26 protein-coding genes and 2 pseudogenes are annotated in these 25255 nt (G+C 34.7%); 3 read left to right on the top strand and 25 right to left on the bottom strand.

Features of this window, described 5'->3' with window-relative positions:
* Positions 1-258: 258 nt before the first annotated feature.
* From TZ96_RS03995 to TZ96_RS04005, 3 genes are read left to right on the top strand one after another with little or no spacing between them, the layout of a single operon-like run.
* Positions 259-1053: a MerR family transcriptional regulator gene (locus TZ96_RS03995; RefSeq protein ID WP_431305818.1), complete on the top strand. Its 795-nt coding sequence runs from the start codon at positions 259-261 to the stop codon at positions 1051-1053.
* Positions 1054-1055: 2 nt separating this feature from the next.
* Entirely contained in the window at positions 1056-1862 is an 807-nt protein-coding gene (locus TZ96_RS04000) for an ABC transporter ATP-binding protein (RefSeq protein WP_045762995.1), read from the top strand.
* 5 nt (positions 1863-1867) lie between these two features.
* Positions 1868-2593 (top strand): ABC transporter permease, encoded by a 726-nt coding sequence (locus TZ96_RS04005; protein ID WP_045762996.1) that lies wholly within the window; start codon positions 1868-1870, stop codon positions 2591-2593.
* 209 nt (positions 2594-2802) lie between these two features.
* On the opposite strand, the gene TZ96_RS04010 is transcribed toward TZ96_RS04005, so the two are convergent.
* From TZ96_RS04010 to TZ96_RS04125, 25 genes and pseudogenes are all read right to left on the bottom strand, one after another.
* A complete protein-coding gene (locus TZ96_RS04010) occupies positions 2803-3657 on the bottom strand; it encodes an ADP-ribosylglycohydrolase family protein (protein WP_045762997.1) in 855 nt (284 codons plus the stop codon).
* A 43-nt stretch (positions 3658-3700) separates the two neighbouring features.
* The gene (locus TZ96_RS04015) at positions 3701-4330 is read right to left on the bottom strand and encodes an ABC-2 transporter permease (RefSeq protein WP_045762998.1); all 630 of its coding nucleotides are present in this window, start codon (positions 4328-4330) and stop codon (positions 3701-3703) included.
* A complete protein-coding gene (locus TZ96_RS04020; protein WP_045762999.1) occupies positions 4330-5178 on the bottom strand; it encodes an ABC transporter ATP-binding protein in 849 nt (282 codons plus the stop codon). The genes TZ96_RS04015 and TZ96_RS04020 overlap by 1 nt, the downstream gene beginning before the upstream one ends.
* Positions 5171-5551 (bottom strand): GntR family transcriptional regulator, encoded by a 381-nt coding sequence (locus TZ96_RS04025; RefSeq protein WP_045763000.1) that lies wholly within the window; start codon positions 5549-5551, stop codon positions 5171-5173. The genes TZ96_RS04020 and TZ96_RS04025 overlap by 8 nt, the downstream gene beginning before the upstream one ends.
* Before the next feature lie 214 nt (positions 5552-5765).
* A pseudogene (locus tag TZ96_RS10430) lies at positions 5766-5897 on the bottom strand (ADP-ribosylglycohydrolase family protein); the annotation flags it as partial.
* An 11-nt stretch (positions 5898-5908) separates the two neighbouring features.
* On the bottom strand, positions 5909-6715 hold the full coding sequence (locus TZ96_RS04030; RefSeq protein ID WP_045763001.1) for an alpha/beta fold hydrolase: 807 nt from the start codon (positions 6713-6715) through the stop codon (positions 5909-5911).
* 118 nt (positions 6716-6833) lie between these two features.
* Positions 6834-7577, bottom strand: coding sequence for a CPBP family intramembrane glutamic endopeptidase (locus tag TZ96_RS04035; RefSeq protein ID WP_045763002.1), 744 nt, complete (start codon positions 7575-7577; stop codon positions 6834-6836).
* A gap of 177 nt (positions 7578-7754) precedes the next feature.
* Complete coding sequence (locus TZ96_RS04040; protein ID WP_045763003.1) at positions 7755-8363, bottom strand: Type 1 glutamine amidotransferase-like domain-containing protein; 609 nt, start codon at positions 8361-8363, stop codon at positions 7755-7757.
* Between the two features lie 56 nt (positions 8364-8419).
* Complete coding sequence (aac(6'), locus tag TZ96_RS04045; RefSeq protein WP_045763004.1) at positions 8420-8848, bottom strand: aminoglycoside 6'-N-acetyltransferase; 429 nt, start codon at positions 8846-8848, stop codon at positions 8420-8422.
* A gap of 626 nt (positions 8849-9474) precedes the next feature.
* Positions 9475-9966 (bottom strand): nucleotidyltransferase, encoded by a 492-nt coding sequence (locus TZ96_RS04050; RefSeq protein ID WP_045763005.1) that lies wholly within the window; start codon positions 9964-9966, stop codon positions 9475-9477.
* Positions 9967-9986: 20 nt separating this feature from the next.
* Complete coding sequence (locus tag TZ96_RS10770) at positions 9987-10184, bottom strand: hypothetical protein (protein ID WP_045763006.1); 198 nt, start codon at positions 10182-10184, stop codon at positions 9987-9989.
* 302 nt (positions 10185-10486) lie between these two features.
* The gene (locus TZ96_RS04060; RefSeq protein WP_045763007.1) at positions 10487-11104 is read right to left on the bottom strand and encodes a DNA alkylation repair protein; all 618 of its coding nucleotides are present in this window, start codon (positions 11102-11104) and stop codon (positions 10487-10489) included.
* Positions 11105-11132: 28 nt separating this feature from the next.
* Entirely contained in the window at positions 11133-11915 is a 783-nt protein-coding gene (locus TZ96_RS04065) for a hypothetical protein (RefSeq protein WP_045763008.1), read from the bottom strand.
* Between the two features lie 53 nt (positions 11916-11968).
* Complete coding sequence (locus TZ96_RS04070) at positions 11969-13252, bottom strand: hypothetical protein (RefSeq protein ID WP_045763009.1); 1284 nt, start codon at positions 13250-13252, stop codon at positions 11969-11971.
* Between the two features lie 75 nt (positions 13253-13327).
* Positions 13328-13672, bottom strand: coding sequence for a hypothetical protein (locus TZ96_RS04075; protein ID WP_045606823.1), 345 nt, complete (start codon positions 13670-13672; stop codon positions 13328-13330).
* Between the two features lie 224 nt (positions 13673-13896).
* Positions 13897-14580 (bottom strand): hypothetical protein, encoded by a 684-nt coding sequence (locus TZ96_RS04080; protein ID WP_045763010.1) that lies wholly within the window; start codon positions 14578-14580, stop codon positions 13897-13899.
* 132 nt (positions 14581-14712) lie between these two features.
* Positions 14713-15255, bottom strand: a complete 543-nt coding sequence (locus TZ96_RS11050) for a hypothetical protein (protein WP_045763011.1) — start codon at positions 15253-15255, stop codon at positions 14713-14715.
* A 230-nt stretch (positions 15256-15485) separates the two neighbouring features.
* The gene (locus TZ96_RS10960; protein WP_045763026.1) at positions 15486-15746 is read right to left on the bottom strand and encodes a hypothetical protein; all 261 of its coding nucleotides are present in this window, start codon (positions 15744-15746) and stop codon (positions 15486-15488) included.
* Positions 15747-15776: 30 nt separating this feature from the next.
* A pseudogene (locus tag TZ96_RS10965) lies at positions 15777-16241 on the bottom strand (hypothetical protein); the annotation flags it as partial.
* Positions 16231-17229 carry a hypothetical protein gene (locus TZ96_RS04100; RefSeq protein WP_045763012.1) on the bottom strand — a complete coding sequence of 333 codons (999 nt, stop codon included), beginning with the start codon at positions 17227-17229 and terminating at the stop codon, positions 16231-16233. The gene TZ96_RS04100 and the pseudogene TZ96_RS10965, both read right to left, overlap by 11 nt.
* Before the next feature lie 369 nt (positions 17230-17598).
* Entirely contained in the window at positions 17599-18957 is a 1359-nt protein-coding gene (rlmD, locus tag TZ96_RS04105) for a 23S rRNA (uracil(1939)-C(5))-methyltransferase RlmD (RefSeq protein ID WP_045763013.1), read from the bottom strand.
* Between the two features lie 74 nt (positions 18958-19031).
* Positions 19032-20006 (bottom strand): DUF1002 domain-containing protein, encoded by a 975-nt coding sequence (locus tag TZ96_RS04110; RefSeq protein ID WP_045763014.1) that lies wholly within the window; start codon positions 20004-20006, stop codon positions 19032-19034.
* 192 nt (positions 20007-20198) lie between these two features.
* Positions 20199-23354 (bottom strand): YSIRK signal domain/LPXTG anchor domain surface protein, encoded by a 3156-nt coding sequence (locus tag TZ96_RS09935; protein ID WP_052696551.1) that lies wholly within the window; start codon positions 23352-23354, stop codon positions 20199-20201.
* Positions 23355-23678: 324 nt separating this feature from the next.
* The gene (locus tag TZ96_RS04120; RefSeq protein WP_045763015.1) at positions 23679-24281 is read right to left on the bottom strand and encodes a lysozyme family protein; all 603 of its coding nucleotides are present in this window, start codon (positions 24279-24281) and stop codon (positions 23679-23681) included.
* Complete coding sequence (locus tag TZ96_RS04125) at positions 24281-25255, bottom strand: nucleoid-associated protein (protein ID WP_045763016.1); 975 nt, start codon at positions 25253-25255, stop codon at positions 24281-24283. The genes TZ96_RS04120 and TZ96_RS04125 overlap by 1 nt, the downstream gene beginning before the upstream one ends.

Consider the following 25255-nt stretch of genomic DNA (forward strand, 5'->3'; position numbering starts at 1 on the left):
TATATTTTCTTTACTTTTTAACTACATTATAGCACCAATCATTGAACAAAGCAAAAAGATATACTAAATGCAAGTAATTGTTTTGCTTCTTCTCTTTCAACTCCTCTTTGTCACCTTTAAATAGCTGTTTTCACAAGCATTTTTATTTATATTAAGTAAACGAGATCACTAGAATAAATCTTTTATCAATAATCTTTATAAAGCGCTTGCTCATGACCTTACGTCATGATGTATAATATATATTAGGAGGTGAGAATGATGGCAAAATTCAGAGCAATTCCAGAAGGTTTTATGACAGTTGGGGAAGTCGCAAAGAAAATGGGAGTTACAGTCCGTACTCTACAATACTACGATAAAGAAGAATTGCTTTCCCCATCAGCAGAAAGTGAGGGAGGACGTAGACTTTATACTGATAAAGATCTAATCATGCTTCATCAGATTATATCCTTGAAATCACTTGGTTTTTCTCTCAAGGACATAAAGGGGCGTTTGAACTCTTTGAAAACTCCAGCTGAAGTTGCAAATGCTCTTACAGAGCAAGCAGATGATATTCGCCAAAAAATAGCACAACTTCAGACTTCATTATCAGAAATAGAGCAGTTAAAAGTTGAAGTTTTACAAATACAGACGGTTGACTTTAAAAAGTATGCAGATATTATTGTCAATCTACAGATGAAGAATGACTCCTACTCTCTCATTAAAAGCTTTGATGATGATACGCTCGACCAGATACGCAGTCGATTTGACAAGAAAAGTGGACAAGATTTTATGGATAGGTTGAACCGTGTAAGTGATCAAATCGTGGAGCTTCAGAAAGAAAATGTACCAGCTGAAAGCGAACAATGCCAACAGGTTGTACAAGAATACTGGACCTTGATCACGGAGTTTACAAATGGAGATATGACTATGCTTCCGAAGTTGATGGAAGTCGGTAATATTGACACCGCTACTAACGCTTGGGAGGAAAAGCAAAAAATCGTTAACTCATATTTAGAGCCCGCTTTGCAAGTTTATTTTTCAAGACTTGGAACCAATCCCTTTGAGGAGGTGTAGGCATGAAATACGCAATAGAGGTTCGTGGATTAGAGAAAAAATACGGAAGTAAGATGGTCCTAAAAGGTCTTGATCTTCAAATCGAAAAAGGAGAAATATCTGCTCTGCTCGGTGTGAACGGAGCTGGTAAAACAACAACGCTTGAATGTATTGAAGGTCTGAGAAAATATGATGGAGGCACTGTTATTGTAAACGGCAAAATGGGAATTCAACTGCAGTCATCTTCTTTGCCAGCTCATATCAAACCTATGGAGGCGATAAAGCTCTTTGCAAAATGGAATCAGACAAGCATTGATAATGCCATGCTGAAGGCTCTTGGAATAAAAGAAATTGAGAAATCACAATATCTGCAATTATCCACAGGACAAAAAAGAAGACTACATCTCGCCCTTGCTCTTATCGGAAATCCCGATATTATTTTCCTCGATGAACCGACAGCGGGACTTGATGTTGAAGCAAGACTAGCCCTCCACGAACAAATACGGAATCTCAAATCACAAGGGAAAACAATCGTTTTGGCAAGTCATGATATGGCTGAAGTTGAGGCCTTATGTGACCGCATTGCTATCTTGAACAGTGGAAAGATTGTCTTTTATGGCACTCCTTCAGAACTGACAGACAAGGTTGGAAGAAGATATTATATCCATTTGAAGACTCAAGAATCAGAGAAGTATTTTGAAACGACCAATATTGAGGATACCTTAATTTCATTATTGAATGAATGTAAGCAGAAAAAAATTCAGATATTGGATATTAAGGTTGATCGTGGCAGCTTGGAACAGCATTTCATAAAAATGGCAAGGAGGTAATCAGAATGAACTCTTATTTATATAGTCTAGTATTACAGTGGAAATTAGATATACGAAGCAAATCTCTCTTGGTTACTTTCTATATTGTACCGCTTATTTTCTTTCTCATCATGGGTGGTATTTTTACTTCTGTTATGCCTGAAATGGGAAGTACGCTCATACAATCTATGATAGTCATGAGTGTCTCAATGGGAGCCTTTCTTGGCTTGCCATCTTCATTGGTCGAAATTTATGGAAGCGACATTAAAAAGATTTATAATGCTAATGGTGTCCCTATTTATTTAGGATTGGTGAGCATACTTCTCTCTGCCTTTGTTCATCTGATGATGACCTGCATTATAATCCTGCTACTGGCCCCTATTTTATTTGAAGCAAGTCTGCCGACACAACTTCCCTTATTCTTTCTTGCACTGTCCATCTACATGATTGTGTCATTATGTATTGGTAGTTTACTAGGGCTTACTTTAAAAAACCAAGCAAAGCTGACCATGATAGCGCAACTTGTATTTTTACCTTCAATTATGCTTTCGGGGATTATGTTTCCTATTAGCTTACTACCCGATTTTCTCCAAATATTAGGGCGAGTTTTCCCAGCTTATTGGGGATACAGATTGATGCTAGAGAATGATTTTAGTCTTGAAAACCTGTGGTATCTAATTCTTGTATCTTGTATTGCAGTAATGACTTGTATCCTCCTCTTGAATAATAAATACCTGAATAGTTCAACATGAATCCATGGCAACATTAACTTTAAATAAAGAAAAAGCGACGAGATTGTTTCTTATCTCGTCGCTTTGCTATTTTTCAGTGGTCAAGCTCATGTCTTTGTTAAGTTTGTTTCCAACTTTTCTTCTCGTAAGACGATAACTCTTTACCCGAGGATTTGCTCAACTTCCTTAACCTTATCTTTCATAGTTTGATATTGACTGGCTAGTCTCCATTATGATATTGAAACTTCTTTCTCCCACCGTCTAAGCACATCTTTTAAAGGCTCATCTAGATATGTATAGACCTTTTCCTTAATCCAATCAGGAATTCCATAAGCTGCCTCTGCTATACTTCCTGTGATGGCAGCAAGAGTATCGCTATCCCCACCAAGGGAAATCGCATTTCGAATAGCATCTTCAAAATTCGTACTTTCAAGAAAGGCAATGATGGCTTGAGGCACTGTATCCTGACAGGTTTCATTGAACCGATAATTAGGACGGATTTCATCTAGTGATTGAGAAAGGTTATACCCATACTCTTGTTCTATGTGTTCCTTGATGCGTCTCTTGCACTCTATAGGGGTATCATTGATTGGTTGTTCATAATCCCCACAGTAACCTCCAAAGTAATAACGACACATAAATATAGTATCAGACGTCGCCATAGCTCCTTTGATCCCCTCTGGATGGTTATGAGTCACCTCTGCAGAAAGTCGTGCAAGAGCTCTTCTGGACGGCCAGGCTCCTGTTCTGGCACAGAAACTACAATCCATGACCCAAGCACAAGGAGAAACACGCATGGCAGAACCATTTCCAAAGCTATTATATGGTTCTCGATCGTTGCCCTCAACCCAATTACTAAATCTTGCACCGTAACCTGCATCAGGATACATCCTCCCATATTTCTTCATGGCGTCAATAAAGTTATCCTTCTGACCGCCATTCATAATGGCTTCTGCAACAGCACAGGTCATAACTGTATCATCAGTAAAAAAACAATCCTCACGAAATAAAGGAAAATTCTTGGTTTTAATATTGTCCCATTCATAAACAGAACCAACAATGTCTCCAATTATTGCCCCGAGCATAAGATTCCTCCTTTTAAGTTTTTATAATCCACTCTCAACTTCTCTAATATTCTTTTTTCTCCATAATTAAAATAGATATTTTTATAGCCATTCCTATGATAACAATACTGACAAAGACTATTCCAAGAAAGATCATTACCCTCGAATTGTTTAAGAAGAACTCCACAACATTAGTCAGTAAATCTGATTTTGCTTTTAAAAGACTAGATAGAGAAAATACTATAAAGTAGGTTAAAACCATAATCAGCCTACCTTTTTCAGCACCATATTTAAGGATAAACGGTAGTTGAATAGCTGATATCAGAATACTAGCAACTAATGTAATTAGTGAGATAAATATGATATTATCTATCGCCATCTCACTTTTAATCACTAATTGAAGAAATAAACATACTGAACCAAATAATCCAAACACAAATGCAAAAAACAATTTACTCAATACAAAGCTACTCTTTTTAATAGGCATTGAGAAGGCAAATTGTTCAAACTTCGATTTCGTATCATAGCCAAAAGCGATAGCAGTTAAAATTAACGGTATCGTTGTACAAATAAGCGGTATCATAAAAATTTCATTTTCATATACCCCATACACAACGAGTGCGATACAGAGAGTGATCGATAATAGTAGTGTTTTCTTTAAAGTAGCTATATCTTTTAATATCAATGCAGTCATTACCTTTTATCTCCTTTCACAAAATAAATCATAATATCTTCGATAGATGGTTTTTGTAATCTTATTTCATCCGGAACAAGATTTCTTTTAACAAGTAACTCTTGTCCAAATGAGTGTATCCTTCTCCCAATTATGGCTTCCTCATTAAGATCTTTAACCTCTTCATTAGATAAAGTACAGATACCATAGTTTTCCTTGAGTTCATCCTTTGGTTCAACAAAAAGAACTTTACCATCATTGATAAAAGCAATATAATCTGCTACCTTCTCTAAATCTGATAGGATATGTGACGATATTAAAATTGTATGATTTTCATCTTGCATAAAGTCAAGAAGAAAATCTAAAATTTCTTCCCTAACTATCGGATCCAAACCACTCGTAGCTTCATCCAATATAAGAATTTCTGCATTATGAGATAAAGCTACTGCAATCGATAATTTCATTCTCATTCCACGAGAATAACTTTTAATAGCCTGTTTTTCAGATAAATTAAATTTCTTTTTTAGTTGATAAAAAAAATCTCTATCCCACTTTGAATAAACCCTGGAACAAAATTTTTCCAAATCAACAAGTGTCATCTCTTCTGGCACTAATAAATCATCAAACACTACTCCGATTTTATCTTTCAATTCAATATTGTTAGGATTATCATAACCTAAAATTTTAATTTCTCCTGAATCTTTCTTAAGTAATCCTAACAATAATTTTATAGTTGTACTTTTACCAGCTCCATTTTGACCAATGTATCCGACGATAGTCCCTTTAGGAATAGACAAATCTATCGGTCCTAATGTAAAGCTGTCAAACTTTTTAACCAAATTTTTGATTTCAATAGCATAATCACTCATATTTCCCCTCCATGTAACTACTAAACATCTCTACCAACTCATTATCGGATATACCTGCAATTGCTGAAAGCTCAACAATATCTTGCAACTTTGATTCAATTTGTTTCAAATATTCTTCACGAATAAGCTCTTTATTTTGAACTGCAACAAAATTACCTTTACCTTGGACTGAATTAATGAAACCATCAAGTTCCAGTTCATCAAAAGCTCTTTTAGCAGTTATCATACTCACTCGAAGTTCTTTTGCCAAAAATCTGATTGATGGCAATTGCTCGCCAACCTTTAATTCTCCAGAAATAATCTGAGCCTTTATTTGATTTTTTATCTGCAAATAAATCGGATCATCATTTGAGTTATTAATTTGTATATTCACACTCCATATCCTCCTAACTATCCAACTGTTATCTCTGTTTTATCTGTTTATATTATACCATAACAGTTATTCGAGTTCAAGATTTAATAATCTGTATGAACCATATTATCGTTTAAATTAATTACTTTTCGATTGTAATTTTTGGTATAACAAAAAGCCTTGAGAACAAGGCTTTTCTAAATCACTTTCGTTCACAGGTTTATACGTTTTTACCAGCAACAACACAGGTCATAACCGTATCGTCTGTGAAAAAGCAGTTTCCCCTGAATAATGGAAAGATCTTGGTTTTAATGATGTCCCATTCATAAACAGAATCTACAATGTCTCGAACTATTGCTCCTGGCATCCGTTTCCTCCTTATGACATAGCAGATTCATTAAACATTTCCGATGAATCACTCTTTAAAAATGGCACCACCAGGTCAATCCACTCTTGAGGCAGGTATGCTGATAAATAGCCGTGGTTATAACCCTTAGCTTCATACAAAATTGTATTTGGATGTAGCTGCTGAAATAATTTCGCCGAAGCTTTCACACAGTTCAATTCTTTTTCACCATAGATATACAGAACCTGAGCCTTACTAGCAGAAATCGTCTCCTTCAGCTTGTAACGTCCCATATAGGTTTTGTAAATGGTCACCAATGTTTTGGTAGGTATCCTTGGCAAATCCTCCAAATAATAAGCTTTTATTTCCTCTGGATAAGCCAGTTTATGATAGAGTTTGGTCATCATGCTTAATTGAAGTTTACAAGAGAATTTACTGAACATCAGTTTACCAAATAGAGCTACTAGAAAGATGCTGATTTTAGCCAACCTTGGTTGAGGAATACAGAGGCTTCCATCTATGATAGCCTTCTCAGCTATCTCGCTGTCTAATGACAAAAGCTCCATGGCAATTTGACCACCAAGTGAAACGCCACCGATCGCAAACAATTTCCCACCACAATTTACTTTGATATAGTCTAGGATTTCCAAAGCAGAATCTTCAGTGGAAACATAATCAAGTTGATATTCTTCTCCGTGGCCATTCAAAGTGGGTAGAATAACACGGTAGTCTTTTGATAATATCCGTGCTTGACGAAGATAATTCCACCAAGAACTGCCACCGCCATGTATCAGTAAGATAGGAGGCAAATTCTTATCACCAAATTCATGGAATTTCATATATAAACTCCTTACTGTATGACTTTCACTAGATACATCCTTGTTTAATCTATTTAAAGAAGCTGTGATCTAAATACATCAATCGTTACTTTCGATAATAGTTAAACAGATCAAAAATTTAAAAGATTTTTTCCTTACTAATTCTATTACTCGCCAAGATAGTATAGATTAAATAAACAATAAAAATGATAATAAAAATAAGATTAATCTTCAACACAAAATAAAGATTTAACAAATTTGCGAACGCATGAAATAATATACAGTAACCGACAGATTTCGTTTGACGATAAAGAAGCCCTAAAACAAAACTTAAAAATAATGTATATATAAAAAATAAAATAAAAGGAAATCCTTGATGACTTTCTCCTACTATAAACCATAAAGGCAGATGCCAAATCCCCCAAATTGATCCTACAATCAAATTAGATTGCCAATATGTATATTTTTTATCAAGTAAGGGTTGTAATATACCTCTCCATCCTAATTCTTCATGTCCACCACCAAAAAAAATTAATTGAATAAAGAATAGTGGCATTAAATAAATTGATACTCCGTTTAATTCTAAGGAAGATACAGAGAATAGTATCAAAATTGCTAACAAATGAATAATGAAATAAATACTACTATTTTCTTTCTTACTAAATACAAAATGTTGAAATTTTATATTATTCCTTTTCAAATAAAAGCCACTTGCAATAGCTGGTCCAAGTGCACCAACTATATGTAACATTCTACCTATAATCGTTTCTAATCCAAAAATATCAGATTGTGTAAATAAGGCAAGGAGACCCCAAACTATATAAGTAATTCCAAATGTAATATAAAGATAATTTCTTAAATTCCTTTTATCAATTTCTGTCATCTTATCTTCCTTATTTTGATCATTCTATATATAATATTTTTTCTGCTTCTTAGTTGCTCTCGATTATAACTACCTATATTCTATCACAAAAACGCAAAAAGGCCTTACAATCAAGGCTTTTCACTATTCATTTCGTCAATACTTTAGTTTCGTAGATTCAGATTCGCATGATTAAAACTAGTCAATTTTCTCAATAATGTTTCCAAGTCTATCCAATACAAGACAGGAATGATCATTTAGTGGAATTATGGGAACACTGACGAGTTCTTCTGCTCTATCCTTATTAGCTTTATCATTCCAGGAATCATAATGGACACTAATTAAAAACTGACTAAAGAGTCCTAATCCATTTTTTTTCTTTATCTGATGATCTGAATTATCATTAGGTGAGACATAGACTTTTTCTCCTAATAATAGGGCTCCTGCAGAAAACCCTATAACTTTTGCCCCTTTATTAAGCATATGATCGATATAATTTTTGAACTCCTGATTGACATAAGTAGCTAGATACTTTTCCGTATTTCCACCACCAATGATAATTAGATCAGCATCTAGATAGCTATCAAAATCAATCTGCTCAGTGTCCAAGAGTAAATAATCAGTGTTTAGATTAGGAAATTGACTTTGGAAAATTTCCGTGTACTTTTTCATATAGGGTTGCCAATTATCTCGAAAAACTGTAAAAATAACAATTCTTTCAATCTTGCTTGATAATACAATTTTATCAACAATGCTATATTTCGTTATTGGGGGATTCCCACCCATCAAAAAAATTTGTTCTTTCAAGTTAACACACTTTCTAAAGATACATAAAGTTTAACAAGTTTATTCATGTTTCTAAATTATAATTTCTTCTTAAAATGAATAATTCTATTTGCCTCCTGAAATCCAATATTGAGATGAAATCTTATAGAATCCGTATTCGTTAAAGTACAGTCACTTGCAAATTCCTTACATCCTTTATTTTTCGCCCATTCCTCACATTTTGTACAAAGATTTTTAGCAATATCTCTTAAACGATATTCCTCGTCGACAATAATCCCTTCTAAAAATCCAACAGGACTATATTTACAGCCTTCAACATAATCAAATCTGAGTGAACATAGTGCTAGACCTACAATTGTGTCACCTTCAACTTCAGTAAAGATTGCAGTATTTTTGCCATTCGTATATCTTTTTACTTCATCAATAGCTTCTTTATCGGTCAATTGGGGCCATAATTGTTTCATTAGTTTAGCCGTTTTTATAGAATCTTTTGTTATTCCATCCATATTGATGTTCCTCCGCAAATTACAAGCAAATGTTTCGAATCATGCTGTTACTTTGTTACTCATTGATTGATATCAATACCATCCCCTTCTACTTTTCGCTGTCTCAGATCGGAAGAGCAGAGACACGCACTCAGCGGTTCGCTGTTACCGTATCGTTTCGTCGTATACTCCTTACTCTACGACAGCTATCCCATGGGCACCTTCTCGACCTTCAGTCTCACCTTGTCGCATGGGCCGTATCACTGCTTCTACTTCACTGATGACTCAGCACGTACAAGCAGTGATACGGCCTCAACATGTGGTAATATTCTGCTTTTATACTAATAAACAAAAGGCAATGAAAATTATTTTAAAATGATACTGTGGAACGGAAAGATTATCACCACTTCCAAAAGAAACGACATCCATAACTCCACTTAAAATTACAATTGATAATTCTCTAACAGTAATCATCTAATTATAAAATCGTTACTTCCAATAATGGATAAACTGATCTAAAATTTAAAATTCTTTTCTTTACTAATTCTAGTACTCGCAAATATAGTATAAATTAAATGACCAATAAAAATGATGATAAAAATAACATAGTAGCCAGTCTTACAACTTACTACTTTTCATATGATAATTTACAAATGTCTTTCCAGCCACTCGATCTTTTTAAAATCCTTATTGTTATTGTGATCATTTCGATAGGAGTCTTGAGAAGAAGCTTTGTAAATACTTAGATACTGCTCCAGACTTGGAAGACGAAAAGTGATGCCTTCAATGTGAATAAGCTCTATATCCGATTCCGAAACTCCTGCAAAATCAAGTAAGGAATCGATACTTCCAAATTCAACACTCACTCTATCCTTTTGGAATTCATGCTCATGAATATCTATTAAGACGTAACCTAAGTCTTTCATCTCTTTCATTATCTTGTCCCAGTCATAAATTCTGAGATGATCAGGTGCTTCCCAACCTCTAGGGTCACCAGGCACATGAATGTCAATGTCAGACGGCCCCCAATTTTCTTTCGTTCTAAACTCCAATCCCAAAGAACCCATCAGTGTCGGTGTAATTCCGACTCGATTTAAATGGAAACAAATGGTTTTAAATTCTTCAAATAAGAGACTCATGTTTACTCTAAACCTTTCATCTAAATGTTGGTTATTTCTACTTTATTACCTTGAACAAAATCATTTTCATTTTCTAGGGTATATCCAGTTATTTTAGATACAAATTCTTTTCCTTCTTTTAAGGACCCAAATGCGACTAGATCTTTATAAGAAGGATTTTGATACAATTCCAATATATACATCTCTAGTCCTTCTGATTTTTGAACGATTATCCACATTTCACAAACAAGCTTACACATTCAGTGGTTCGCTATTACCGTATCGTTTCGTCGTAATCTCCTGACTCTACGACAGCTATACCTCAGGGCACCTTCTCAACCTTCGGTCTCACCTTGTCGCATGAGCCGAACATCTGCTTCTACTTCACTGATAACTCAGCTCGTACAAGCAGTGATACTGCCTCAACATGTCGTGATAGCAAACTTCTATATTATAGAACGAAAGTGACTGAGTTGTTGCTTAAAATTATACTATAGAATGAAAATATTTTATAGTTACCATTTTTTCAACTTTATAGTTATCATTTAATAAATTTACTTGCTAACTTATAAACTTGTTGAATCTCTTTACTCTTAACATCCCAACTATCAAGTTCTTCTTTAATTAACTCTGGAAATTTTTTGCTAATATCCCTCAAAGAATTGCCAACTGATTTTCTAACGTATTCACTGGAATCTTCTTTTAATGCTGCAATACGTCTAACGGCTTCACTCGGATTATCCTTGAAATATGGTCTATTCGTCCATATTCTCAAGCCTTCTGTAACAGCTCTTCTGACATTTGGATTATTATTTTGTAGCCAGTCGTCAATAATCGGAAGGGATTTTTCATAACCTGTTTGCTTACAAAATTCATCAAAAGCCTTCGCCAATACTTCCTGAACTCTCCAATTATCATCTTTGGAAACTTCATCTCGCATAAATGCTAAAATATCATCTTGTTCTGATAAGTATCCAAAAAGAAATACACCGTACATTCTAACTTGATATACATTGGATTTATAAGCTAAAAATGCTAATTCTTTGATATACGCATTATCGTTTGATTGATAGTCAGCAAGAGCTCTTTTTTCTTCTTCTTTAAATCCATTTTCTATTAAAGAGAATTCTTTTTCCAAACTTAAAACATATTCTTTCATGTAACTTCGGTTCCTCATAGAATTTTAATTAGTTTTCGATTTTTGGTTCAAGTTTATTTAAATAATCTTGGATCTCATGAACTAATCTTTTCTTTGAAAATAAATCCATTCTACCACCTGAAACCATTCCACCAAAGAATACAGGAATTTTCCTATCCCCGAAAACTGTAAATGTCTTTATATCACTATCACACAACCATTGAGAAACTTGTGAATTATTTATGTATACAAATTTTATACTTTTACCAGCTTCTATAAGAGATTCAATGTGAAGTTCCAACATTTCTTTGCAGTATTGAGGGTAAGATACTGATTTTTTAAGTGGAAGTTTTTTAGAACTTGTTTGATGATAGTAGAACATATCTCCAATATAGATTGATACTTTCCTATTTTGGTGGTTTAAATACTCTTCATGTATCACATCTAAAATTTTTTTGTTCTTAAAATATTCAATAGAATGTTCTATTTCTTTTCTTAAAATATCCCATGATTTATTACACCAATGCCATTTAGCTTTATTATCAAAAATATCATTCATTAAATCATAAATAGGTTTATAGTATTTATTATAAACATATTTACTTTTAATAGACTTTTTTAAACTATATAGATATGTCCTGTCATCTTCCTCAATTGTAGCATCTTCTTCATCTCCTGCAGGGTTTAGACCAATCACCAAAACACAATCTTTTTCAGATGTTGAGTTATCAAATTCAAAGCCTCTAATTCCAAGACTTTGATCTTTCTCATTTATATCTAAAGCCTCTATTGTTTTTTCTATAAACTTATTATTTTCTGGATTAGTTGTCATAATTAAAACTCCATAACCTACAACTTTCTTTAATAAATATATGAAAAATAAAGTTACCAGTAGTACCTTTTCTCACTTAGATATTGTTCTTTTTGTTCTCTAGAATTTTCATGATTTCTAATTCCTAGTAATTCGTCTGTTGAAGAAACTATTGGGTCTATCCAGTCAGCTTTGGATCTAATCCAATCAATTTCCTCTTTACTATGTTTCCCTGCTATCTCCAATTTATCAGCCATCAGTCTTAAATCATTTGCTGTTTGAAAGTCTTCCAGCATATTAAGAAGAGACATTGTTCGCTTCTTCTCTTCTTCGATTCTATTTTGTAATTTTCTTTTTCGCTCTTGTTCTTCTTCGTATAGTCTTTCTCTCTCTTCACGTTCAAGTCGTAAGTTCTTAACTTTATAATACTCTTGGTAAATTAAAACAATTATTTCTGGTATTGATTGTTCAAGTGTGAATTCTTTAGTATCTTTAATGTATTTACCATCTATTATCTTAAATCGAAATTTTCCATTTGGAATATAGTCATACTTCTTTATTCTTGGTTTAAAAGCATATCTATTAAACTTAACGCTATCATTGTACTCTGCAAGTTCTTTAGCTTCTTCTTTTGTTAATTCATGAATTACTTTGTCTGTTGATTCTATAACTTCAAAACGAACAATATCCTTTTCAATTTGAATATCCCAATTTGAAGTTACATTATCGCCGATTTTTTCAATTACAGTAACTAGTGTATCTAAAAAGCGATATAAACGCGGAAGAGAATTTAGTGAAATATTTTTTACAAATTTAGGTTCTTTTAAATCATTATATCTGTGCCTAGAATCAAAGTAAGGATAAGAAGCTGCTTTTTCCCTCTTATTCCACTCTGCAATTTTATCTCTTAGATTAGCTACAGATTTATGTAATCTCTTATTTGGAGACTGGTTTAGGTTTGAAACTGCTTCAATAATACGCTCTATTTTATCGTCCTCTATAAATGATAATGAACTTCTTATACTAGTTGTATCAAGTTTAACTGTATCATCGTTTTTATCCTCCGTACTATCTTCTTTATGTTTAGCAACTTTAATTCTACTGTTCTTTAAACTTTTTCTATCAATATGAACCTCATTTACATCATTTTGTGGTAATGGAACGATAAGTTCACTTAAGTCTTGTCCAGTATTCTTACGATACCAATAACTACCCTTTGGAATTGGGATTTCAAATTCTTTACATTTCTTGAGTAAGTCAGAATAACTTAAATCATATTTCAATGAAACTTGTTTCGCACTTATCTCCCAGATTTCTTCATAGAGTTCTTCTCTAGAAAAGGTCTTTATCATCTTCATTTGAAACACCTTTACCCTTATACTTTACATCACTGTTTTTATATTTACCAAGCGAAAACGCAAATTCAAAAACTTCTAATTCTTCACTTCTGCATTTTCGCTTAATATAAAAAGTAAATCTTGTTTTAAACCGTTAAATTCCTCTATAATTTTATCTAAACTGGCTTCAATATTTTCAACACGGATCTCTGATAGCTTACCGTGATTGTATGAAATCATTCTTTCGGCGATAATATGATATGACCAACTCTCTGTGAAACGTCTGTCTCTTTCTTCATTATGAATAGCAAAACCAATTGGAAGAAGATTATTTCTAAGACCTATAGCAACTGCCTGTGAACTTATACCTAAATAATCACCAGCAATTTTTAATGTGATTTTATTTAATTTTCTAATATCTTCGTCGGTATATTTCGGCATGTTTGTACTCCTTTGTTATAATCCAAAATACAATATTATCTAATTTAAAATATCTTGATAGTATGCTATCTAGTTGCTTTCTCTAATAAAATGAATTTGTGGTACATCATACTCTGAAAGTTAATAATCTAAAAGCTATTCAATGAAAAATTATTATTAAGATTTAGAGTTACTATCTTTTCAAAGTAAATCCATTTATAAATTCCAGATACAGAAGTAAATAGTTATTTATTATCTAAGTCAAAACCAATCTGCCAAAATCCCATATCAAGTATTTTCATTTGAGGATACAGCATATCAGCAACAATAAAGTTTTTTTGAACTGAATTTAATTGTTCTAAGTTTCTCTCGTAAAAATCTACTAGTTGTAAAATAGATTTAATGTTATAGGTTCCACTTGCAATCTTTTGCGATCTTATTCCAGCAACAAAATATCTGTCATATGCCGGAACACAACCGAGTGTGCCCATCAGTATCTTTGTGATTAGTGTATCTGATAAGTTGTTTTTTGGCGCTGAACCCCTCACTGCACGCCTGATTTCATCATAATAATTAGCAATAAACTCATTAATTTCTTTTAGCAATTTTTGATTACTTTCATTTCTAAAATTTTTACATTCTATTCCTGCTAGAGAATCATATTTGTTGCTTAAAATCTCACTCACAACAGGGATGTGTACTCTATAATCCTTTTGTAATAGAAATGAAGAACCTCGATACATCCCCCAACTTGCCAAATAAAATGCAAGTTGTAAACTCAGGTAATCAAGATTCACATCATTCTCTTTTCGAGCTATCATAAAATGTGAATAGCAATGTTCCCATGAACGATATCTGTCATGTTCATCAGCTTTTAAATCGTTATAAAATTCAGTTGATGATTTAATTATCATATCGATTGTTTCCATACTTCCTGCTTTCCTAATCAATTTTCAAATATATAGCGTTTTCATTATTTTCTTAACCTATTATATCATTATTCAAAACAAAAAACTGCAACTTACTAGTTGCAGTTAAACACAGATTTACTTCTGTTCCTTTTAGAAACTTATATTTTCATTTTGAGGCATAGTAAAAACATCGTTTTTTTCAAAATAAGGTTTTACCATTTCTTTCCATCTAGCCTTGTTAAATTTGATTGATTTTAAAGGAGATAGGCCATAATTTCTCAATGCATAACCAGCTGTCACTTTCTTAACTTCCGAGACCTGCTTATCAGAGTCAGTCTGTACTTTTGAAAGAGCGACGCTTGTTTCCACAGCTGTTTTTATTGTAGCTAGATTGACTTCCTTATCTGTGATAACTTGAACAGCTTCATGCTTAGCTACTTGGGCTACTTTATCTAATTCCTCGTTCGAAACGGTAAAGGTTAATTCTCCACTTGCCTGACCACTTAATTTGGCTTGGATTATATGTTCAGTACTATCAGCTGGCTTTGCTTGGATAAGATTGGAAGCAGGATTTTCAGTTCTCACAACCTCATCTGCATGAACAAGTTGCCCACCTAGACCAACAACTGCGGTCATCAAATTTTCAATCGCAACCGAACAAAGGAGCGTATTTTTTGCTTTTACGAAAAACATGTTTCTCGCCTTTTTCTTGAATCAACATGTAACTACCTCCTACTATTTAGTTTTCTCTCTAATACTACCAAAACGCCTTGAAATAGTTATCGCATGAAAAAGAACAGCAAAAAACTACCTGAACTAAGTCAAGTGACTTGAACATAAAAAACGGGAGAGCTGACGCATCAGTCCTCCCAGACAAAAACAAGTATGTCACATTCCAATATACCTATGTTACTACAATTATTTTAACTATCTAAAAAATCTTTCAAAATTTCAAAAACTTCATTTCGATTCAATAAAATATCATCATTTTGAGGAATAGTTGATATCACAGACTCAAGTTCTATCACAAAACGGTGCATATCTGCTTTTACCGTGTCACTAGAGGTTATATTTGATAGCTTTTCACTCCCTACTAATAGAGCTGTTAATCGAGTAATATCGTTCAAATGTTTTTTTATGGCTTTACTTAAACCTTGAATACCTGTGGCAGAGCGTTCTCTCATATCCAACCAAGCTTTAGCCTTGAAAATAATTAAACCACGATTACTCAACACCGAGTATCCCTGAATGGATTCTTTTTCATGCACTAATATATTATAATAATCCTTATCCAATAATAAGGCCGACAAACTAGCATCTTCATCAAAATGTAAGGGTGTTTCTCTCCCCTCCTTCTTTAATGGGTATTCTGGTAAAATGCTAAATAGTTCAATCATAGAAGGAAACTCAGGCTTATTGGTTGTAAATCGAAATAGCTGTGCTTTTTCATCCTTCTGACTTCCTTGATATTCTCCCAATTCTAAAAAGTGATTCAAGGTATCATAAAATTCCTTATTTTTTAATTCATCAATGATTACCATATCATAATCTTTTGTTGTCCGACTTTTAAATCCTTGCGAATCCAGTATAATAGAGGTTGCAGTCCCTCCAATCAAAACATAATAGTCTTGAAAATTCGCAAACATTTCTTGAAAAATAGCTTTCGTATTAGCTGACATCATCTTCTCCTAGATACTGTAATATATTATTTTTTAGTGCTTCAATCTCTTCCTCCACACGTGGATCATCATCATCTTTTAAGGTCAAATAAAGAGAAATAGGATCTACAAACTGTCTATCTTGATTTTCTTTAAAATCGTTCCAAAATTCAGATACAAAAGGACTATATCGCCATATCTCTAATACCTTGCCTACTAAAACATGCTGAGGAAGTTGTAAGGATAATTTATTGAATTGTCTCTGTGATATGACATAGCTACTATTTTCATCAGATTCAGCTAAAAAAGTCAAATAGGATAAAGCATAAGTACCACCGTATAGAAGCCTAGAAGCAGATTTTATATTCTCTAGATCTACATTGGGCAATAAGAGACGTTTTTTGATTGGATTAAATAAATAGGACTCTGATTTTAAGAATAATTCTTTCTTTGATGCAGTATAGGTGTAAAGTTTATTTGGCTTATTTAACCAATCTAAAGTTTTAAAAGTCCTCAAACATCTATAAATCGTTGAGTTTGGAAGTCCAGTTACCTGTGAAAGCATATCAACATCTACTACTTTTTGACCTTTTGTCAATAAAAAGGCAATCCAAGTTAATTGTTCGCTAGGTGTTAATTCTTTAGATGTTGCAACATCATCATTAGCATTCAATACTAATCCCAATGGAGGAAAAAAGAGATTTCCCTTGAAATCTGCAAAAGGAACTCTAGCTTGAAGGAGTTGTTTTTTTTCAATGTCAGATAGCTTTGAAAATACCAAAACAACGTCCATGCTAGCTTTTTCACCCATAATACGAGCTTGAGTAACAAATGAGTCTAAACTTCCTCTTCTCTTTTCTTTAATCAATAAAAATGACTCCTTATGAAACTTCATTTGGACATATTGAAATCTTTTTTCAAAACTAATTGGTAAAGTTAAAGCTATTTTTTCAACACTTACATTAATATAAAACGATTGAAAAATAGAAATTATCTTTTGAACATTCATTGTTTTTCCTTTTTATCATTTTGTACGTATTTTATCATTTTAAATGATAAAATGCAAGTTTTTTGATAATAAAAAGTGACTTACAAAAGATAAAAAAAGCGAGAACACTTATCAAAATGTTCTCGCTGGATTCATTTATTACTGACGTATCTATTTTTTGTCTACGCAGTCGACATTCAAACAGACGTTCACATCAATGTATTTTTTTGCACCTTTTTTATGTCAAAATCACTCTTTTCAATAAAGACAAAATGCTTGAAAAAGTGCTTAAAATCAAGAATTTTCACCCTTTTAGTCGTTGTAGCAACACTACACACTCCACATGCTGTATCTGTGGAACCCAAAAGGTTTGGGTGAACCTTTTGAGGATTAACTTCGTTTTACCAACAAGCTCACACACTCGACGTGATGCGTCTGCGGAAATAAATCCACCGGCTGGACTTTCTTCAATTCATAGCCTAGCTCTTGATAGAGTTTGATATCTCGAGCCATGGTTGCTACATTACAAGAGATATAAGCGATGCGATCAGCTCCTGTTTGGGCGCTGGCTTTGATAAAGCTCTCGGACAAGCCCTTGCGTGGTGGATCGACTAGGATAGCAGTTGGTTGGATGCCTACCTTGAGCCAGTTTTTCATGGCATTTTCAGCTGTATCGCAGACATAGTGAGCATTGCTGATACCATTTAAGCTAGCATTTTTCTGGCTGTTTTCTACAGCTTCTGGGATGACCTCTACACCATAAACTTCCTTGACGTGCTTAGCAACAGATAGTCCAATAGTCCCAATTCCTGAGTAGGCGTCGATGACGACATCATCTTGTTTTAACTCCGCAAAGTCAATAGCTGTCTGATAGAGTTTCTCTGCCATTTCTGTATTGACCTGGTAAAAAGCTGGTCCAGAGATTTGGAAATCATTACCCAACATCTGATCTGTAATGTAATCTTGACCATAAAGTGTACGCCATTCTTTACCGAAAATCGCATTGGTGTTTTGATCATTGATATTCTGCATGACAGACACAATTTCTGGAAATTGCTTGACGATTTGTTCAATCACCTGTTCAACTCTGAAAACTTTAGGACGTGTGGTCACCAAAATAATCATGATTTGACCTGAGTGATGTCCACGACGCACAACAAGGTTACGAATCAAGCCTGACTGTTCCTTCTCATCATAAGGCTTCAAGTCATATCGACGGAGCAAATCACGTAAAGCTACAATAACTTGGTCAATGACTGGATCCTGAATGTAAAAATCCTCCAATGGCATAAGGTCGTGAGAATTCTTACGGAAGAAACCAGTCTCCAGAACACCATTAACGCGACGAACAGGAACCTGAGCCTTGTTACGATACTTGATAGGATTTTCCATACCAAGAGTATCAGCAACCTCTACATCCCTGATTCCAGCAATCTTATAGAGACTGTCTTTTACTTGCTTGGTTTTAAACTTGAGTTGCTCTGGATAAGCTAGATGACCTAGGTCGGCGATCCCTGAACGCAAGTAAGCCAAATCTAAGTCTTGGTTGCGATGTGGTGATTGCGTAAGGTATTCCTCGACTTTACCAAAGCCAATCTTCTTGTTGACTTTAAGGACACGCATGAGGATTTTCTCAGTCGGAAGAGCATTCTCAACAAAAAATACCAAGCCATCTACCTTAGCAACACCTGCTCCTTCATGGGTCAAATCGACAATCTCTACTTCTACAATATCATTTTTCTTTAACATAATTTTCACTTTCTATCAGCCGACAAAAAAAGACGGCAACTATTCTGTTACCATCTATTATACCATGAATTAACCTAAGCACCAAAACTCTTGAAAAAGTTTACAATTGCTTGCCAAATAGCACTGATGATATTGCCACCGTCTTGAATAGCTTTATTAGCATCAAAGTTAAGGTCGATATTGCTAAAACTATCTCCTGCTTGCGCAACGATACTTTGTTTCAGATCCTTTAGAGTCTTTGTAAAGTCTTCGTTATTCAAAATATCGCTCTTAGAAAGATTAAAGGCAAAGTTGATGATGACATTGATCTGGTTTCCTGTTATAACCTGATCCAGCTTATAATTTTTCAACGTATCTTCAACGATCTTACGAACATCATCCTCAGTAAGCTCACCCTTGGACTCTTTAGCTTTAGCGATAGCAGATTTGATATCGGCAAGGGCTACATTGAGTTTATTGGCATCATAGCCTGATTTGTCCTTGTTTTCATCGTTGATGTCTGACAAAGCTTTTAGTTCTTCCTGAGCTAGGTCTTTATTTTCTTGAGGAAGTTGAACACCATTAGCTTCTAATGAATAGTAGATACCAGCTAGGGCACTTTCACCTGTTACAGGGATTGGTGCAGCTACGGTTATACGAGCATGTTCAACACCCAAGGTAACTGCCGCATTACGGTACATGTCTTGTGTCACTTTGGTGATGTTTTCAGGTGTTTCAATCTTGACTTCAAGTGGAGATTTTTCACCTAGTTTTTGAATTTTTGCAGACGAATAGAGCTGGAGACTAGAGTCGTTTGCGACATTCATAATTTTTGAGTAGACATCGGGCGTCATGGTCTTCAAGTCTTTAGTATCTTTAGAGGCATCATAGCCTAGTTTTTTTAGTGTTTGATTTTTTTGATCTTCTGTTAGTGAAGAACCCAAGACATACTCAGGTTGAACATAGGTTTCATCAATGACTTTTTGAACATCAGTAGCTGCCTGGGCGCTTTGCAGTGTTGCAACTGCTAAAAGTACTGCAGCACTAGTCAGAAAGAATTTCTTTCTCATTGGACGCTCCTCCTTTTCCATTCTAGCATACCTTACAAAACTTAAAAAAGTCTTATACAGTTACTAAATCATATTGAGTAAAATTATCTCACTGTTCAGAATACAAGAAAAGAGAAGAACAAAATAGTCTTCTCTAATCTTTTATACAAGTGATTTGCTCATGAAAATTTTTTATTTAACTAGATTTTTAATTTAGTCTTCTTTTTTCTTTTGAGCTAACCCTAATAGTGTTGTCGCTATTCCAATGATTCCAAGTCCAGTCACTACTGAGTTTGAATCCGCACCTGTATTTGGCAATTCGTAAACTACTTTTTCAGGATCTAAAAGTTTTGGTTCCGGAGTAACAGGAATTTGAGGTTTTGGTTCTGGAATTGGAACTGTCGGATTCTCCGGTTTTGGTCCAGGAGTTGGAACTGTCGGATTCTCCGGTTTTGGTCCAGGAGTTGGAACTATCGGATTCTCTGGTTTTGGTCCAGGGGTTGGAACTGTCGGATTCTCTGGTTTTGGTCCAGGGGTTGGAACTGTCGGATTCTCTGGTTTAATTGGAACGTAGATGATTGGAGTATCATCACCTGGGTTGGTTGGAAGGTTTGGTAGCTCCTTACCTGGTTCTACTGGTTTATCTGTATCTGGTTTCGTTGGATCGTTTGGATCTGGCAAGTATGGTTTGTAGCCTGGGACATTTGGCACAATTGGTTTACTTGGTTTGGTTGGATCTGTCGGATCATTTGGATACTTCACTTTTGGAGTTGATGGGAATTTTGGATCGTCAGATTTTGGCACCAAGCTTCCAAGTGGTTTGTAGATAACATGGTCTGTTACTTCTGGTTGATCTGGAGTTACAACTTTAGATCCAGCTTCTGCCTTATCTGAATAGAATCCTTCTACAACTGGAACAATAACCTTACCGTATGTATGGCTTGGTTGATCCCATGCGATCGTACCATCTGCCTGTTTTTGCTTACCAGTAAATGTGAAGTCAGTTTGAACATTAGGAGTTGGAGTATCTACACCCGCACCTTCAAAGGTTACCGTTTGTTTGGTTGGTTTTGTCACATCATTTACGATTGGAACGTAGATGATTGGAGTGTCATCACCTGGGTTGGTTGGAAGGTTTGGTAGCTCCTTACCTGGTTCTACTGGTTTATCTGTATCTGGTTTCGTTGGATCGTTTGGATCTGGCAAGTATGGTTTGTAGCCTGGGACATTTGGCACAATTGGTTTACTTGGTTTGGTTGGATCTGTCGGATCATTTGGATACTTCACTTTTGGAGTTGATGGGAATTTTGGATCGTCAGATTTTGGCACCAAGCTTCCAAGTGGTTTGTAGATAACATGGTCTGTTACTTCTGGTTGATCTGGAGTTACAACTTTAGATCCAGCTTCTGCCTTATCTGAATAGAATCCTTCTACAACTGGAACAATAACCTTACCGTATGTATGGCTTGGTTGATCCCATGCGATCGTACCATCTGCCTGTTTTTGCTTACCAGTAAATGTGAAGTCAGTTTGAACATTAGGAGTTGGAGTATCTACACCCGCACCTTCAAAGGTTACCGTTTGTTTGGTTGGTTTTGTCACATCATTTACGATTGGAACGTAGATGATTGGAGTATCTCGTGAAATACGATCTGGATCACTTTCATCATTTGGTTCAATCGTTTTATCAACTATATTGTAACCCCAAGCTTGAGGTTGTTCTTCCTTAATTTTGTATCCAGCTGGAGCATCAGGAATTTTAGTTTCTGCTGCTTGGGTCGGATCAACTGGATTATTTTCATAAGTCTTAGATACTGAACCTGGAATAACATTTCCGGCTTCGTCTACTTGGATAATTTTACCTAACTTTTTATAAGTTACAGTATCAGTTGCATGCGGTTGATCTGGTGTAACAGTCTTTTTACCTGCACTAGTTTTATCTGCGTAGTAACCTGTAACGACTGGAGTTAAAACTTCTCCATAAGTATGAGATGTTTGTTTCCATGTTTTGTCATGTGTTTGACTATTTTCTTCGCCTGTAAAAGTAAAGTCATTTTGAAGATTTTGTGGTGGGTTACTCTCTGCTCCAGTATAGGTTACAGTTTGGCTAGTTGTTTGTTGAATAGCGGTAGAATCTTTTTCAAGAACAAGACGATAGCGTGTTCCTGGTGCAAATTGATTTCCTCCATTACCTGCAATAGTAGGATCAATAGCATAGCTTCCATCAGGTTGACGAATGAGAGTAACTGTTTCTTTTTGGTTCAAAGACCACGTTTCACTACTAATCTTTGGAGCAGGATACTTCTTCAAAGCTTCATCCAATTCATCTGGAGTTAGAGAATCTGGATCAATAACCTCATTGGTGTGAATTTCACTATAATCATAGATAGTGTCACTTGTCTGACGGTCAATATAGGCTTCTACTTTTGTAGGATCACCATCAACAGTTTTAAGACGATAACCTGCTGGAAGTTTTGGAAGTTCAGTAATAGCAGCATCCGATGGATCTGGGACAGGAGTACCATCATCAGAAGTAAGAGTATTATTTGTATTTTTAAAGACTTTACTAGTCGTTACTCCAGAGATTGAATTGCCGTCAGAATCTACAAAACTAATCGTTCCTAGATTCTTGTAATAAATATTTATGATGCGATGTCTCGCTTCTCCACCATTACTACTCTTCGAAACGATGACATAATTGTAGGTCCAAGGAATATCAAACATGTCTGTTTCAATTTTAATTCCATTAATATCATCTCTCGTGACATATTGACCTGAGATTACTGGAATATTCACAGCTTTAAAACTTAAATCTTTTGGATCTATTTCATGTGAAGACCATCCATTTTCCGAGATAGCTCTTCGGCTACGATTTAGACGAGAATCTGATACTTTATTTTCTGTGTAGTCACCTTTAAGCTCAGAGGAGTTATCAGATTTTTTATCGGAGTTTTTAGATTCCTCATTTTGAACACTAGTAGCTGAATCTAAAGTTTCCGTCTTCTGTACATCTACTTTATTTTCAGGAGTAGTTTCTTCATCTACTTTTGAAATTTGATCATTTAATTTGCTATTTTCTGAATTGTTGGTGGTTTTCTGAGATTCTTGAATACCTGCACTTGCTTCAGAAAAAGTGGTCTCTACTGCCTCTTCATCAACCGCTTTTTTAGTGGGAATAGATTGCTTATCACTAGCAACCGTTTGTTGGTCACTGGCTTCAGCAACAGCTACTCTTTCTAAAATAGGTGTTTCATCAGCACTTGCAACCTGCCCACTCAAAAAGAAGGCCGTACCCAATAATACAGAAGCCAAACCAAAACTATACTTCCGTAAGGAAAAACGTTGCCGTTCATTAAAATGAAATTTCATTATTAATCCCCAATCTAATTATTCGTTACATTCATTATATCACTATTACTTTGAATTTCAAGTATTTCTCTCTATTCCAAGATATATTATTCGCTTTTTTTGTATTAAATCAGTGATAACAATCTAAAACCAAATGAAATTCTAATATTTCAAATAAAAATATAATCATTTTGTGAATTAACGTTCGAATAATAGGAATTTTGTAATAAACTGTCAGATTAGTTATTTTTGGATATTTAAACTCATTTCATAATAAAAAGATCTAGTACTTTTTGAGACTAGATCTTGTCGCTTTTCCTATAATTTAATAGTTGGTTTGAGTGCTTAAAATAGATTAAAAAATTTAATAATGTAGAGATTTAGTTGAACCTGTCTAGAGTAATAATAGTTTCCACCATCCACATAGAGTTCTCCTCCTTGAAAGATGGAAATTGGATTGACGTAGCGATAGGTTTTTCCAGTTGTATTTCCTAAAGTTGGCGCAACGGTATCTCTTGAATATTGCTTGGCTAGTGCAAGGGTATTTTCTTTCCCATTTTGGGCGATAAAATCGATATAAGCAGGCCCAAAGTTATAGGCCTGTACAGCAGTCCAAACATCTACACCCTTTTCTTGTGCTAAATAAAGATTTTCAGTCAAGGTTTGAATTCCCTGACGAATACTACTCCTATTGTCAGAAATTGTATTTGTAGTTCCGCTAGCAGACTCACTTGACTGCATCACGTCACTTTCTTTACCTTTGGTTTCGGTATAAATCATAGCCAGGACTAGTTCTTCATTTGCTGGCGTATCTTGCTCACTTAAAACCTCTCGTACCAAGGATTGATAGGTCATGACCTGCTTCACATCCCGATACATATGGAAAAGTTTATAACCAGTAAATAAGATAAGAACAAGTACCAAGACCCTTCTTATAAATTTAAACATTATTTGCTTTGTATATCCTCGATGTTTTTGATTAAGATAGAGTAGGTACCATTGTCATTTTGGATAAATTCGACCGACTCAGCATCTTGGTAAATATTATTGGGTACGATTAACTCAATCCCATTTGACAGAGAAAGCTTTTGGTTTTCAAATTTCTTTAATTGACGACTAGCATCGATTTCATCAAACTGAACTGGCTCTGGCACTGCTTCCTTGACTTGGTCAATAAAGCTAAGACGTGCAGTGAGATTGTTGTCAAAAAGGTCATTTGCCAATTTTTCTGGAGACAATTCATTTCTTTCTTCAAGGTTGTTAAAAATAGCAGACTTGACCTTAGATTGAAATTGAAAATCATCTGTATTAAATGTTTCAGCAATTCTCTGAGCCGTTTTTTCCAGTTCCTTGATTGACTTCTTAGGTGAAATCTTTGGGTGAGCCTGAATCAGATTCTCAGAAAAATAGTTCAAAAAAGTTCCGTTATACTTGATTCGTTTCTCAATCAGGTGATATTTTCGGCTTTGAAGATTGACCACTAAGGCCTCGTCAGCCCCTGTACCAAATCCAGGCAGGTTATTCTGAGTCAGCTTGATTGGATTATCAACCTCTCCACCGAGGTGGGTCAAGGTCTCACGCAGGGCAATACGTAGAAAAGCAAAATGCTCTACTCCTTCTTTAGAAAACTGCACAAAAATCAAGTCGTTGGTCTTGAGATTTTCAGAAATGCTGAATTCCTCTTTCCATAGGTTTGCTAGCGTCACCGATGTCTCCAATAAATCGTCTGTGATGTGATTGAAGAAGGGATTTTCTTCTTCGAAAATCCCAGTCTTGGCTTCATCTGAATACACACGTTCGATTTTCTTACGTAGGTATTCTTCGATTTTTGGAGTGATATTGAGAAATTTATCCGCTAGAAACAACTCTGTGTCATCAGGGCTGAACTGATGGATAATGGCTTTCTTAATATAAATGTCCAT

The sequence above is a fragment of the Streptococcus infantis genome (genome assembly GCF_000963255.1).
GTDB lineage: Bacteria > Bacillota > Bacilli > Lactobacillales > Streptococcaceae > Streptococcus > Streptococcus nidrosiense.